The organism is Pseudomonas sp. SJZ074, from assembly GCF_007828215.1.
Taxonomy (GTDB): domain Bacteria; phylum Pseudomonadota; class Gammaproteobacteria; order Pseudomonadales; family Pseudomonadaceae; genus Aquipseudomonas.
In genome coordinates, this window is sequence record NZ_VIUE01000006.1 from 163,914 (window position 1) to 177,912 (window position 13,999).

Genomic DNA, 13,999 nt, shown 5'->3' on the forward strand with positions numbered 1-13,999 from the left:
TGGCCCCGAGCCGTGGCTCAAGAGGCGGGGTTATTCGTCGTGACCGCTGATGCGGCGACCCCAGGCCTGGGCCGTGGCGATCAGTTGCGGTTCCTCCAGGCGGGTCAGCTGGCCGTCTTCAAGCAACGGCTTGCCGGCCACCCACAGGTGTTTCACGCAATCGCGGCCGGTGGCGTAGATCAGCTGCGACACCGGATCGTAAATCGGTTGCTGGGCCAATCCCGACAGGTCGAAGGCCACCAGGTCGGCGGCCTTGCCGACTTCCAGGGAGCCGACGGTGGCCTCGATGCCCAGCGTCCGGGCGCCATTGAGCGTGGCCATGCGCAACGCCCGATGGGCATCCAGGGCCGTGGCCGAGCCGGCGACGGCCTTGGCCAGCAGGGCTGCGGTGCGAGTCTCCCCCAGCAGGTCCAGGTCATTGTTGCTCGCAGCGCCGTCGGTGCCGACCGCCACATTGACCCCGGCCTGCCATAAGCGCTCCACCGGGCAGAAACCACTGGCCAGCTTCAGGTTCGATTCCGGGCAATGGATCACGCTGCAATTGCTTTCTACCAGCAAGGCCAGGTCTTCATCGCTGATCTGAGTCATGTGCACAGCCTGGAAACGCGGCCCCAGCAGGCCCAGTCGTCCGAGGCGAGCCAACGGCCGCTCGGCGGTGTTATCCACCGCCTGCTGCACTTCGAAGGCGGTTTCGTGAACATGCATATGAATGGCTGCGTCCAGCTCTTCGGCAATCACGCGGATTTTCTCCAGGTTCTCATCGCCCACGGTGTAGGGCGCATGCGGGCCGAATGCGACTTTGATCCGCGGATGGTGCTTGAGGTCGCCGAACAATTCGATGCCCTGACGAATGGCATCGTCGGCACTGGCAGCCCCGGGAATCGGGAAATCGAGGATCGGAATGGCGATTTGTGCACGGATGCCGCTGTTATGGACGCGTTCGCTGGCAACCTTGGGATAGAAATACATGTCAGAGAAACAGGTGATGCCACCCTTGATTTGCTCGGCGATTGCCAGGTCGGTGCCGTCGCGCACAAAGTCTTCATCGACCCATTTGCCCTCGGCCGGCCAGACATGTTGTTCAAGCCAGGTCATCAGGGGCAGATCGTCGGCCAGGCCGCGGAACAATGTCATCGCCGCATGGCCGTGGGCGTTGATCAGGCCCGGGCTGAGCAGCATGCCCGGCAGCTCACGGACTTCGGCAGCCTCGCATTTCAGGGCTTCGGCCCGTGGACCGATGAACACGATGCAGCCGTCGCGGACACCCAGGCCATGATCCTTGAGTACCACGCCAGCGGGTTCGACAGGCACCAACCAGGTCGGCAGCAATAGTAAGTCGAGCGCAATGGCAGGCTTGGGCATTGTGGATCGGTTCCATGGGTTATAAAGGATGGCGAAGTATACCCGAGCGTCATCGCGCTGGGATCGCTATAATCGGCGGCTTTGTTCAAGAGTGCGGAGTGTAGGATGCGCGATCAACTGTTGGCTGCGGAGAAGGTGAAGGCCATCGATTGGCGGGATGGCGCCCTGTACCTGCTGGATCAGCGCGTGTTGCCGTTCGAGGAAAACTGGATCGCCTACACCAGTGCGGCCGGGGTGGCCGAGGCCATACGCACGATGGTGGTGCGCGGCGCGCCGGCCATCGGCATCAGTGCGGCTTACGGCGTGGTGCTGGCCGCCCGCGCGAGAGTGGCCGAGGGCGGGGACTGGGGCGCGGCATTGGAGGCTGACTTCACTTTGCTGGCCGAGTCCCGGCCGACGGCGGTGAATCTGTTCTGGGCCCTGGATCGGATGCGTGACCGGCTGGCGCGCTTGAAAGAGCATGCCGAGCCGCTGGCCGCCCTCGAGGCCGAGGCGATCGCCATTCACGAAAGTGACCGTGAAGCCAACCTGACCATGGCCCAGCTCGGCGTCGACCTGATCCGCAAGCACCAGGGCAATGCCCAGGCCATCCTGACCCATTGCAACACCGGTGCCCTGGCCACCGGCGGCTTCGGCACGGCCCTGGGGGTGATTCGCGGTGCATTCATCGAGGGTATGGTCGAGCGGGTCTATGCCGACGAAACCCGTCCATGGCTGCAGGGTTCGCGCCTCACGGCGTGGGAGCTGGCGAACGAGGGTATCCCGGTGACCCTCAACGCCGATTCCTCTGCCGCCCACATCATGAAAACCAAGGGTGTGACCTGGGTAATCGTCGGCGCCGACCGCATCACTGCCAACGGTGATGTGGCGAACAAGATCGGCACCTATCAACTGGCGGTCTGCGCCATGCATCACGGCGTGCGCTTCATGGTGGTGGCGCCCAGTTCGACCATTGATATGAACCTGGCCAGCGGCGAGGACATCCCGATCGAAGAACGCGACGGGCGCGAACTGCTGGAAGTTGGCGGCAAGCGGGTCGGCGCGGAGGTGGAGGCGTTCAACCCGGTGTTCGACGTCACGCCGGCTGACCTGATCGACGCCATCGTCACGGAGAAGGGGATCGTCGAGCGCCCGGACACCGCGAAGATGGCGCAACTGATGTGCCGCAAGCGGCTGCATTGAGACTATTTTGTCAGGTGCATCGCCATCGCGAGCAGGCTCGCTCCCACATGGAATCGGGTCGTGTCCGGAATCTCGGGCATGTAAAGCCTCCCTGTGGGAGCGAGCCTGCTCGCGATGAGGCCCTTGAAACCTCCAGAACTCCTTGCATTTGAGTGCAATTTCTCCAGTCGCAGCGCTTCTAAGCCCCTCTCGTCCCATTCCAGCCTGTCACCGGTCAACTAACTATGCTCCATGCGCATCTGGGGGATAGGTGCGTGGCGGCTCTTGTGATAACATCCGGCGGTTTCCAGGGTCGCTTCACGAAGCGGTCTTTACTGCGCAGATCCATGGCATAACTCGTTGATTTGTCGTAAGTCGCTGCACGGCACTTGTCCTGTGGCGGCGAGCTTCGTTCGTCCCGTCTGGATGTGACGAGGTTTCACCAGAAAAAGGAATCAGGCTTCTCATGGGCGAACTGGCCAAAGAAATCCTCCCGGTCAATATCGAAGACGAGCTGAAACAGTCCTACCTCGACTACGCAATGAGCGTAATCGTCGGGCGGGCGCTGCCGGATGCGCGCGATGGCTTGAAGCCCGTGCACCGGCGCGTATTGTTCGCGATGAGCGAGCTGGGCAACGACTTCAACAAGCCGTACAAGAAATCCGCCCGTGTCGTCGGTGACGTGATCGGTAAGTATCACCCTCACGGTGACACTGCGGTGTACGACACCATCGTCCGGATGGCGCAGCCATTTTCCCTGCGCTACCTGCTGGTAGACGGTCAGGGCAACTTCGGCTCCGTGGACGGCGACAATGCCGCGGCCATGCGATACACCGAAGTGCGCATGACCAAGCTCGCCCACGAGCTGCTGGCCGACCTGCACAAGGAAACCGTGGACTGGGTGCCGAACTACGACGGCACCGAAATGATCCCGGCGGTCATGCCGACCCGTATCCCGAATCTGTTGGTCAACGGTTCCAGCGGTATCGCCGTGGGCATGGCAACCAACATCCCGCCGCACAACCTCGGTGAAGTCATCGATGGTTGCCTGGCCCTCATCGACAACCCCGAGCTGAGCGTCGATGAGCTGATGCAGTACATCCCCGGCCCGGACTTCCCGACCGCCGCGATCATCAACGGTCGGGCCGGTATCATCGAGGCCTATCGCACCGGTCGCGGCCGCATCTACATGCGCGCCCGCTCGACGGTCGAAGACATCGACAAGGTCGGTGGCCGCCAGCAGATCGTCATCACCGAGCTCCCATACCAGCTGAACAAGGCCCGTCTGATCGAGAAGATCGCCGAGCTGGTCAAGGAGAAGAAACTCGAAGGCATCACCGAACTGCGGGACGAGTCCGACAAGGACGGCATGCGCGTCGTGATCGAGCTGCGCCGTGGCGAAGTGCCTGAGGTGATCCTCAACAACCTCTACGCCCAGACCCAGCTGCAAAGCGTGTTCGGTATCAACATTGTCGCGTTGATCGATGGCCGTCCGCGGATCCTGAACCTCAAGGACCTGCTGGAAGCCTTCGTGCGTCACCGTCGCGAAGTGGTCACCCGCCGCACCGTGTTCGAACTGCGCAAGGCCCGTGAGCGGGGTCACATCCTGGAAGGCCAGGCCGTTGCCCTGTCGAACATCGACCCGGTCATTGCCCTGATCAAGGCCTCGCCGACGCCGTCGGAAGCCAAGGAAGCGCTGGTCAGTACGCCTTGGGAGTCCAGTGCGGTGATGACCATGGTCGAGCGTGCCGGCGCCGATTCCTGCCGTCCGGAGAATCTCGACCCGCAATACGGTCTGCGCGACGGCAAGTACTTCCTGTCCCCGGAACAGGCACAAGCCATCCTGGAACTGCGCCTGCATCGCCTGACCGGCCTGGAGCACGAGAAGCTGCTGGCCGAGTACCAGGAGATCCTCAACCAGATCGGCGAGCTGATCCGCATCCTCAACAGCGCCACGCGTCTGATGGAAGTGATCCGCGAAGAACTGGAAGTGATCCGCGCCGAATACGGCGACGTGCGCCGCACCGAGATCCTCGATGCGCGCCTGGACCTGACTCTGGGTGACATGATCCCGGAAGAAGACCGCGTGGTGACCATTTCCCACGGTGGCTACGCCAAGACCCAGCCGCTGGCCGCCTACCAGGCTCAGCGTCGCGGCGGCAAAGGTAAATCGGCTACCGGCGTCAAGGACGAGGACTACATCGCCCACTTGCTGGTTGCCAACAGCCACACGACGCTGCTGCTGTTCTCCAGCAAGGGCAAGGTCTACTGGCTCAAGACCTACGAGATTCCCGAAGCGTCCCGCGCTGCCCGTGGTCGTCCGCTGGTCAACCTGCTGCCACTGGACGATGGTGAGTACATCACCACCATGTTGCCGGTGGAGGAATACACCGAAGGCCACTACATCTTCATGGCGACCGCCAACGGCACCGTCAAGAAAACCCCGCTGGAATCCTTCAGCCGTCAGCGCAGCGTCGGCCTGATCGCCCTGGAACTGGACGAAGGCGACGTGCTGATTTCCGCCGCCATCACCGACGGCGAGCGTGAGGTCATGCTGTTCTCCGACGGTGGCAAGGTGACTCGCTTCAAGGAGTCCGATGTTCGTGCCATGGGCCGTACTGCCCGCGGTGTGCGCGGCATGCGCCTGCCGGAAGGCCAGAAGCTGATCTCTATGCTGATTCCCGAAGAAGGCAGCCAGATCCTGACCGCTTCCGAGCGTGGCTACGGCAAACGTACCGCCATCAGCGAGTTCCCGGAGTACAAGCGTGGCGGCCAGGGCGTGATCGCCATGGTCAGCAACGAGCGTAACGGCCGTCTGGTCGGCGCGGTCCAGGTGCTCGATGGCGAGGAAATCATGCTGATCTCCGATCAGGGCACTCTGGTGCGTACGCGGGTCGACGAGGTGTCGAGCCTGGGCCGTAATACTCAGGGCGTGACGCTGATCAAGCTGGCCAGCGATGAAACGCTGGTGGGCCTTGAGCGGGTGCAGGAACCATCGGAAGTCGAAGGCGAGGAGCTGGAAGGCGAGGACGACGTGGCGTTCGACGGTACCCTGGGTGCCGATGTCGACGACATGACCGGCGACGATCAATCGCTCGATGCTGCCGCAGACGAAGAAGAACCGCAGGAGTAAGCGGACACGTAGGGGGCGGATGAAGATTCGCCCCCTTGTTGTTTGTCCCTTTTGAAAATTTGCGACACTGCGCATTCCTCTTGTAGGAGCGGGCTTGCTCGCGAATGCGGTGTATCAGCCATTCAGATGTCGACTGACACACCGCATTCGCGAGCAAGCCCGCTCCCACAGGGATTGTGTGCAGAACACAAGATTTATGTGACCACCAGATCAGAGCGAGATTGGATGTGAGCAAGAGAGCCTATAACTTCTGTGCCGGCCCGGCGGCGCTTCCTGAAGCGGTCCTGAAGCGTGCCCAGGGTGAACTTCTCGACTGGCATGGCAAGGGCCTGTCCGTCATGGAAATGAGCCATCGCAGCGATGAGTTCGTGTCCATTGCCACCAAGGCCGAGCAGGACCTGCGTGATCTGCTGAACATCCCGTCCAACTACAAAGTGTTGTTCTTGCAGGGTGGCGCCAGCCAGCAATTTGCCCAGATCCCGTTGAACCTGCTGCCGGAAAACGGCCAGGCCGACTACATCGACACCGGGATCTGGTCGCAGAAAGCCATTGAAGAAGCCTCGCGTTACGGCCATGTCAACGTTGCCGCCACCGCCAAGCCCTACGACTATTTCGCCATTCCCGGTCAGAACGAGTGGAACCTGTCCAAGGACGCGGCCTACGTTCATTACGCGCCGAACGAAACCATCGGCGGTCTGGAATTCAACTGGATACCGGAAACCGGTGATGTGCCATTGGTGGCCGACATGTCTTCGGACATCCTTTCGCGCCCTATGGATGTCTCCCGTTTTGGCATGATCTACGCCGGCGCCCAGAAGAATATCGGCCCGAGCGGCATTCTGGTCAGCATCATTCGCGAGGATCTGTTGGGTCGTGCCCGTTCCCTGTGCCCGACCATGCTCAACTACAAGGTCGCGGCCGACAACGGCTCGATGTACAACACGCCGCCGACCCTGGCCTGGTACTTGTCGGGCCTGGTGTTCGAGTGGTTGAAAGAGCAGGGCGGTGTCGAAGCCATCGGCAAACTCAATGAAGTGAAGCAGCGCACACTCTACGACTTCATCGATGCCAGCGACCTCTACAGCAACCCTATCAACAAGACCGACCGCTCCTGGATGAACGTACCGTTCCGCCTGGCCGACGACCGTCTCGACAAACCGTTCCTGGCGGGTGCCGACGAGCGCGGGTTGCTGAACCTCAAGGGCCATCGCTCTGTCGGTGGCATGCGCGCTTCCATCTACAACGCCGTGGACATCAATGCGGTCAACGCATTGGTTGCCTACATGGCAGAGTTCGAGAAGGAACACGGCTGATGTCAGAGCAAGAACTCAAGGCGCTGCGCCTGCGCATCGATGCCCTGGACGAAAAAGTCCTGGAGCTGATCAGCGAGCGCGCACGCTGCGCCCAGGAAGTCGCCCGGGTGAAAATGGCCTCCCTGGCCGAGGGTGAAGTGCCGGTGTTCTATCGTCCCGAACGTGAGGCCCAGGTGCTCAAGCGGGTCATGGAACGCAACAAGGGCCCGCTGAGCAACGAAGAAATGGCGCGGCTGTTCCGCGAAGTCATGTCGTCGTGCCTGGCGCTGGAGCAACCGCTGAAAGTCGCCTACCTGGGGCCTGAAGGTACCTTCACCCAGGCCGCGGCCATGAAGCACTTCGGGCACGCTGTGATCAGCAAGCCGATGGCCGCCATTGACGAAGTCTTCCGCGAAGTCGCGGCCGGCGCGGTGAATTTTGGCGTGGTGCCGGTGGAGAACTCTACCGAAGGTGCGGTCAACCACACGCTGGACAGCTTCCTCGAGCATGACATGGTGATCTGCGGCGAAGTCGAGCTGCGCATCCACCATCACCTGCTGGTGGGCGAGAACACCAAGACCGACAGCATCAGCCGGATCTATTCCCACGCCCAGTCCCTGGCCCAGTGCCGCAAGTGGCTGGACGCCCATTACCCGAACGTCGAGCGCGTGGCGGTATCGAGCAACGCCGAGGCGGCCAAGCGGGTCAAGGGCGAGTGGAACTCGGCGGCAATTGCAGGGGACATGGCGGCCGGTCTCTATGGATTGACCCGCCTGGCTGAGAAAATCGAGGACCGTCCGGACAACTCCACGCGATTCCTGATGATCGGCAACCAGGAAGTGCCACCGACCGGCGACGACAAGACTTCGATCATCGTTTCCATGAGCAATAAGCCCGGCGCGCTCCATGAACTGTTGGTGCCGTTCCACGACAACGGTATCGACCTGACCCGGATCGAGACGCGTCCGTCGCGCAGCGGTAAATGGACCTACGTGTTCTTCATCGACTTCGTCGGCCACCACCGCGACCCGCTGGTAAAAGGTGTGCTGGAGAAAATCAGTCAGGAAGCAGTGGCACTCAAGGTGCTGGGTTCCTACCCCAAGGCAGTTCTATAAGGGCGGATAGCAAATGAGTGGCAACTTCCTCGCCCTGGCACAGCCAGGCGTGCAACAACTTTCGCCTTACGTTCCAGGCAAGCCCGTGGACGAACTGGCTCGCGAGCTGGACCTGGATCCGGCCAGCATCGTCAAGCTGGCGAGCAACGAGAACCCGCTGGGTGCCGGGCCCAAGGCGCTGGCGGCGATCCGTGACGAGCTGGCCGAGTTGACCCGCTACCCCGATGGCAATGGATTTGCCTTGAAAAGCCTGCTGGCCGAGCGTTGTGGTGTCGAGCTGAACCAGGTGACGCTGGGCAACGGTTCCAATGACATCCTTGAGCTGGTGGCGCGTGCCTACCTGGCGCCGGGCCTCAACGCGGTATTCAGTGAGCATGCGTTCGCGGTCTACCCGATCGCTACCCAGGCGGTCGGTGCCGACGCCCATGTTGTTCCGGCCAAGGAGTGGGGACACGATCTGCCGGCCATGCTGGCGGCCATCGACGCCAATACCCGGGTGGTATTCATCGCCAACCCGAACAACCCGACGGGCACCTGGTTCGACGCCCAGGCCCTGGACGACTTCCTGCAGGACGTCCCTGGGCACGTGCTGGTGGTGCTGGACGAGGCCTACATCGAATACGCCGAAGGCAGCGACCTGCCCGATGGCCTGGACTTCCTCGCGGCGTACCCGAACCTGCTGGTTTCGCGCACCTTCTCCAAGGCCTACGGCCTGGCATCGCTGCGGGTCGGCTACGGCCTGTCCACTGCCGTGGTGGCCGATGTGCTGAACCGTGTACGCCAGCCGTTCAACGTCAACAGCTTTGCTCTGGCCGCCGCCTGCGCTGCACTCCAGGATGAGGAGTACCTGGCGCAGAGCCGTCGCCTGAACGAGGCCGGCATGCTGCAACTGGAGGCTGGCTTCCGTGAGCTGGGCCTGGGCTGGATTCCGTCGAAAGGCAACTTCATCTGCGTCGACCTGGGTCGTGTCGCGGCACCGGTGTTCCAGGGCCTGTTGCGTGAAGGCGTGATCGTGCGTCCGGTGGCCAATTACGGCATGCCGAACCACCTGCGCGTCACCGTTGGCCTGCAAGCGGAAAACAGCCGGTTCCTCGAGGCATTGAGCAAGGTTCTGGCTCGTGGTTGATGTCACTTCGCTGCAACCTGCTGCACCTATGATCGGTCGCCTGGTGGTGGTCGGTCTGGGACTGATCGGTGGTTCGTTCGCCAAGGGCTTGCGAGAAGGAGGTCTGTGCCGCGAGGTGGTTGGCGTCGACCTGGATCCGCAGTCGCGCAAGCTGGCGGTGGAGCTGGGCGTGGTGGACCGCTGCGAAGACGACCTGGCGGCTGCGTGCCAGGGGGCTGACGTGATTCAGCTGGCGGTGCCGATTCTGGCCATGGAAAAACTCCTGGCACGCTTGGCGACCATGGACCTGGGCCGGGCGATCCTGACCGATGTCGGCAGTGCCAAGGGTAACGTCGTGCGTGCGGCTACCGAAGCCTTTGGCGGGATGCCGGTGCGCTTCGTGCCGGGGCATCCGATCGCTGGTTCCGAGCAGAGCGGCGTGGAAGCTTCCAATGCCGAGCTGTTTCGCCGCCACAAGGTCATCTTGACGCCGCTGGACCAGACCGATCCGGCTGCGCTGGCTGTGGTGGACCGTTTGTGGCGCGAGTTGGGCGCCGATGTGGAGCACATGCAGGTCGGGCGCCACGACGAGGTCCTGGCCGCCACCAGTCATTTGCCGCACCTGTTGGCGTTCGGTCTGGTGGATTCATTGGCCAAACGCAATGAAAATCTTGAGATCTTCCGTTACGCTGCCGGCGGTTTCCGCGATTTCACGAGAATCGCCGGTAGCGACCCGGTCATGTGGCACGACATCTTCCTCGCCAATCGCGAAGCTGTCCTGCGCACACTCGATACATTTCGCAGCGACCTCGACGCCTTGCGCGACGCGGTCGATGCAGGGGACGGGCACCAGTTGCTGGGCGTTTTCACACGTGCCAGGGTGGCCCGCGAGCATTTCAGTAAAATCCTGGCCCGTCGGGCCTATGTGGACGCTATGAATTCCAACGATCTGATTTTCCTGGCACAACCTGGTGGCTCCCTGAGCGGGCGTATTCGTGTACCGGGCGATAAATCGATTTCCCACCGCTCGATCATGCTCGGTTCCCTGGCCGAAGGCGTGACCGAGGTGGAAGGCTTCCTCGAGGGCGAAGATGCCCTGGCGACGCTGCAAGCGTTTCGCGACATGGGGGTGGTCATCGAAGGGCCGCACCATGGTCGCGTGACGATCCATGGTGTCGGCCTGCATGGCCTCAAGCCTGCGCCAGGTCCGATCTACCTGGGTAACTCCGGTACTTCGATGCGCCTGTTGTCCGGCCTGCTGGCCGCGCAGGACTTCGATAGCACCCTGACCGGCGACGCGTCGCTGTCCAAGCGGCCGATGAACCGCGTGGCCAACCCGCTGCGGGAAATGGGCGCGGTCATCGAGACGGCTGCCGAAGGTCGTCCGCCGATGGTCATCCGTGGCGGCAACAAGCTCAAGGGCCTGACCTACACCATGCCGATGGCCAGCGCCCAGGTGAAATCCTGCCTGCTGCTGGCTGGTCTCTATGCCGAAGGCAAGACCACCGTCACCGAGCCGGCGCCGACCCGTGACCACACCGAGCGCATGCTCCGTGGCTTCGGTTATCCGGTTACGGTCAACGGGGCTACGGCTTCCGTTGAGTCGGGTAGCAAGTTGACCGCGACCCACATCGAAGTGCCGGGCGATATTTCGTCGTCGGCGTTCTTCCTGGTGGCCGCGTCCATTGCCGAAGGCTCTGAGTTGGTGCTCGAGCACGTCGGCATCAATCCGACCCGCACGGGCGTGATCGATATCCTGCGCCTGATGGGCGCCGACATCACCCTGGAGAACCCGCGTGAAGTCGGCGGCGAGCCGGTGGCGGACCTTCGCGTCAGAGCGGCTAAACTCAAGGGTATCGAGATTCCCGAGGCGCTGGTTCCGCTGGCGATCGATGAGTTTCCGGTACTGTTCGTGGCTGCCGCCTGTGCGGAAGGACGGACGGTACTGACCGGCGCCGAAGAGCTGCGGGTCAAGGAGTCGGACCGTATCCAGGTGATGGCGGATGGCTTGCTGGCGCTGGGCGTAAAATGCGAGCCGACGCCGGACGGTATCATCATCGACGGCGGCCAGATCGGCGGCGGCGAAGTCCATGGTCACGGTGACCATCGCATCGCCATGGCCTTCAGTGTTGCGTCCCTGCGGGCAAGCGCCCCGATTCGCATCCATGACTGCGCCAACGTTGCGACATCGTTCCCGAACTTCCTGGCACTGTGCGAGCAGGTCGGCATTCGGGTGGCAAAAGAGGCACAGTCGTGAACATCAAGACACCGGTCATCACCATCGATGGCCCGAGCGGCTCGGGCAAGGGCACCGTCGCCGGGATCCTCGCCAGGCAACTGGGCTGGAACCTGCTCGATTCGGGGGCCCTGTATCGCTTGCTCGCATTCGCGGCCAGCAACCATGGCGTCGACCTGACCAACGAGGAGTTGCTCAAGGCCCTGGCGGCGCACCTGGATGTGCAATTCATTGCAGCGACCGATGGTCAACTGCAGCGCATCATCCTGGAAGGCGACGAAGTCAGCGATGTCATCCGGACTGAAACCGTTGGCGCCGGGGCCTCCCAGGTCGCTTCACTGCCGGCGGTACGCGAAGCGTTGCTCCAGCGTCAGCGCGCATTCCTGGAGCAGCCGGGGCTGGTGGCCGATGGTCGGGACATGGGCACGGTCGTCTTTCCGGACGCGCCATTGAAGATTTTCCTGACCGCCAGCGCGGAGGAGCGGGCTCGTCGCCGATATTTGCAGTTGAAGGGCAAAGGCGAGGATGTTAGTCTGTCGAGTCTGCTAGATGAGATCCGTGCACGTGATGAGCGTGACACCCAGCGCGCAGTAGCCCCGCTCAAGCCGGCGGCTGACGCGATACAGCTGGATTCCACGGAATTGTCCATCGATCAGGTGTTGCAACGCATCATGAGCGAGATTGCCATTCGCGATATCGCCGGGTGACAGGAAGCTCCGCAGGGGACCAGTCATAGTCCTGCGGTGCTTCTTCTATATGAAACTAACCCACATCGTCTGGGGTGTGGAGGCGGGCGTATTCTTCGCCCTAATCAACAGGAATTAAAATGAGCGAAAGCTTTGCGGAACTCTTTGAAGAAAGCCTGAAAACCCTGAACCTTCAGGCAGGCTCCATCATCACCGGTCTTATCGTTGATATCGATTACCAAGCTCGCTGGGTAACCGTTCACGCTGGTCTGAAGTCTGAAGCACTCATCCCGCTTGAGCAGTTCTACAACGATGCTGGCGAGCTGAACATCAACGTCGGTGACGAAGTTCACGTTGCTCTGGACTCGGTTGAAGACGGCTTTGGTGAAACCAAGCTGTCCCGTGAAAAAGCCAAGCGCGCTGAATGCTGGATCGTTCTGGAAGCGGCTTTCGCAGCTGAGGAAGTGGTCAAGGGCGTTATCAACGGTAAGGTTAAAGGCGGCTTCACTGTCGACGTTAACGGCATCCGTGCGTTCCTGCCAGGTTCCCTGGTTGACGTCCGTCCAGTGCGCGACACCACGCACCTGGAAGGCAAAGAGCTGGAATTCAAGGTCATCAAGCTGGACCAGAAGCGCAACAACGTTGTCGTTTCCCGTCGCAGTGTCCTGGAAGCCGAGAACTCCGCCGAGCGCGAAGCTCTGCTGGAATCGCTGCAGGAAGGCCAACAGGTCAAGGGTATCGTCAAGAACCTCACCGATTACGGCGCATTCGTCGATCTGGGTGGCGTCGATGGCCTGCTGCACATCACCGACATGGCCTGGAAGCGTATCAAGCATCCTTCGGAAATCGTCAACGTTGGCGACGAGATCGATGTCAAGGTTCTGAAGTACGATCGCGAGCGCAATCGTGTTTCCCTGGGCCTCAAGCAACTGGGTGAAGATCCATGGGTCGCTATCAAAGCCCGTTACCCAGAAGGCACCCGCGTCACTGCCCGTGTTACCAACCTCACTGACTACGGCTGCTTCGCTGAGCTGGAAGAAGGCGTTGAAGGTCTGGTGCACGTTTCCGAAATGGACTGGACCAACAAGAACATCCATCCTTCGAAAGTCGTACAAGTCGGCGACGAAGTGGAAGTCATGGTTCTGGACATCGACGAAGAGCGTCGTCGTATCTCCCTGGGCATCAAGCAGTGCAAGTCCAACCCATGGGAAGACTTCTCTGGCCAGTTCAACAAGGGCGATAAAATCTCCGGCACCATCAAGTCGATCACCGATTTCGGTATCTTCATTGGTCTGGACGGCGGCATCGACGGTCTGGTTCACCTGTCCGACATCTCCTGGAACGAAGTGGGCGAAGAAGCCGTTCGCCGCTTCAAGAAGGGCGACGAACTGGACACCGTTATCCTGTCGGTTGACCCAGAGCGCGAGCGCATCTCCCTGGGTATCAAGCAACTGGAAAGCGATCCGTTCTCCGAGTACGTTCAAGAGAACGACAAAGGCGCAATCGTTAAGGGTATCGTGAAAGAAGTTGACGCCAAAGGCGCCATCATCACCCTGGCCGACGATATCGAAGCGACTCTGAAAGCCTCCGAAATCAGCCGTGACCGCGTTGAAGACGCACGTAACGTTCTGAAAGAAGGCGAAGAAGTAGAAGCCAAGATCATCAGCGTTGATCGCAAGAGCCGCGTAATCCAGCTCTCGATCAAGTCGAAAGATGTTGAAGACGAAAAAGAAGCTATCCAAAGCCTGCGCGACAAGCCAGTTGCTTCGGATGCTCCAGTAGCCACCACCCTGGGTGACCTGCTGCGTGCTGCACAAGCGGAAAAGCAGAACTGAGTTCTGACTTTCTGTAAAAAAGGGCGACTTCGGTCGCCCTTTTTTGTGCCCGCGATTCCGTTCATTTCCACGTT

General features: G+C 61.3%; 9 protein-coding genes. 8 read left to right on the forward strand and 1 reads right to left on the reverse strand.

Features of this window, described 5'->3' with window-relative positions; translation table 11 throughout:
- Positions 1–30: 30 nt before the first annotated feature.
- Positions 31–1,362 carry a TRZ/ATZ family hydrolase gene (locus tag FBX99_RS10230; protein ID WP_145131395.1) on the reverse strand — a complete coding sequence of 444 codons (1,332 nt, stop codon included), beginning with the start codon at positions 1,360–1,362 and terminating at the stop codon, positions 31–33.
- A 105-nt stretch (positions 1,363–1,467) separates the two neighbouring features.
- Here FBX99_RS10230 and mtnA point away from each other — a divergent pair, with 105 nt between their 5' ends.
- The 8 genes from mtnA (at position 1,468) to rpsA (ending at position 13,925) form a co-directional block, all read left to right on the forward strand.
- Positions 1,468–2,544, forward strand: coding sequence for an S-methyl-5-thioribose-1-phosphate isomerase (gene mtnA / locus FBX99_RS10235; protein WP_144927079.1), 1,077 nt, complete (start codon positions 1,468–1,470; stop codon positions 2,542–2,544).
- Positions 2,545–2,989: 445 nt separating this feature from the next.
- Entirely contained in the window at positions 2,990–5,656 is a 2,667-nt protein-coding gene (gene gyrA / locus FBX99_RS10240; RefSeq protein WP_145131397.1) for a DNA gyrase subunit A, read from the forward strand.
- Positions 5,657–5,883: 227 nt separating this feature from the next.
- Positions 5,884–6,969: a 3-phosphoserine/phosphohydroxythreonine transaminase gene (serC, locus tag FBX99_RS10250; protein WP_145131399.1), complete on the forward strand. Its 1,086-nt coding sequence runs from the start codon at positions 5,884–5,886 to the stop codon at positions 6,967–6,969.
- Complete coding sequence (pheA, locus tag FBX99_RS10255) at positions 6,969–8,063, forward strand: prephenate dehydratase (protein WP_024778725.1); 1,095 nt, start codon at positions 6,969–6,971, stop codon at positions 8,061–8,063. The genes serC and pheA overlap by 1 nt, the downstream gene beginning before the upstream one ends.
- Before the next feature lie 13 nt (positions 8,064–8,076).
- Entirely contained in the window at positions 8,077–9,189 is a 1,113-nt protein-coding gene (gene hisC / locus FBX99_RS10260) for a histidinol-phosphate transaminase (protein WP_144927088.1), read from the forward strand.
- A 28-nt stretch (positions 9,190–9,217) separates the two neighbouring features.
- Complete coding sequence (locus FBX99_RS10265; RefSeq protein ID WP_256662487.1) at positions 9,218–11,425, forward strand: bifunctional prephenate dehydrogenase/3-phosphoshikimate 1-carboxyvinyltransferase; 2,208 nt, start codon at positions 9,218–9,220, stop codon at positions 11,423–11,425.
- The gene (gene cmk / locus FBX99_RS10270; protein WP_145131401.1) at positions 11,422–12,111 is read left to right on the forward strand and encodes a (d)CMP kinase; all 690 of its coding nucleotides are present in this window, start codon (positions 11,422–11,424) and stop codon (positions 12,109–12,111) included. Before FBX99_RS10265 ends, cmk begins: the two co-directional genes overlap by 4 nt.
- Before the next feature lie 119 nt (positions 12,112–12,230).
- Positions 12,231–13,925, forward strand: a complete 1,695-nt coding sequence (gene rpsA, locus FBX99_RS10275; protein ID WP_145131405.1) for a 30S ribosomal protein S1 — start codon at positions 12,231–12,233, stop codon at positions 13,923–13,925.
- Positions 13,926–13,999 lie beyond the last annotated feature (74 nt).

Coding starts and splice junctions, on each gene's coding strand:
- rpsA (WP_145131405.1), top strand. CDS start 12,231: ATGAGCGAAAGCTTTGCGGAACTCTTTGAAGAAAGCCTGAAAACCCTG.
- pheA (WP_024778725.1), top strand. CDS start 6,969: ATGTCAGAGCAAGAACTCAAGGCGCTGCGCCTGCGCATCGATGCCCTG.
- FBX99_RS10230 (WP_145131395.1), bottom strand. CDS start 1,362: ATGCCCAAGCCTGCCATTGCGCTCGACTTACTATTGCTGCCGACCTGG.
- gyrA (WP_145131397.1), top strand. CDS start 2,990: ATGGGCGAACTGGCCAAAGAAATCCTCCCGGTCAATATCGAAGACGAG.
- mtnA (WP_144927079.1), top strand. CDS start 1,468: ATGCGCGATCAACTGTTGGCTGCGGAGAAGGTGAAGGCCATCGATTGG.
- FBX99_RS10265 (WP_256662487.1), top strand. CDS start 9,218: ATGATCGGTCGCCTGGTGGTGGTCGGTCTGGGACTGATCGGTGGTTCG.
- hisC (WP_144927088.1), top strand. CDS start 8,077: ATGAGTGGCAACTTCCTCGCCCTGGCACAGCCAGGCGTGCAACAACTT.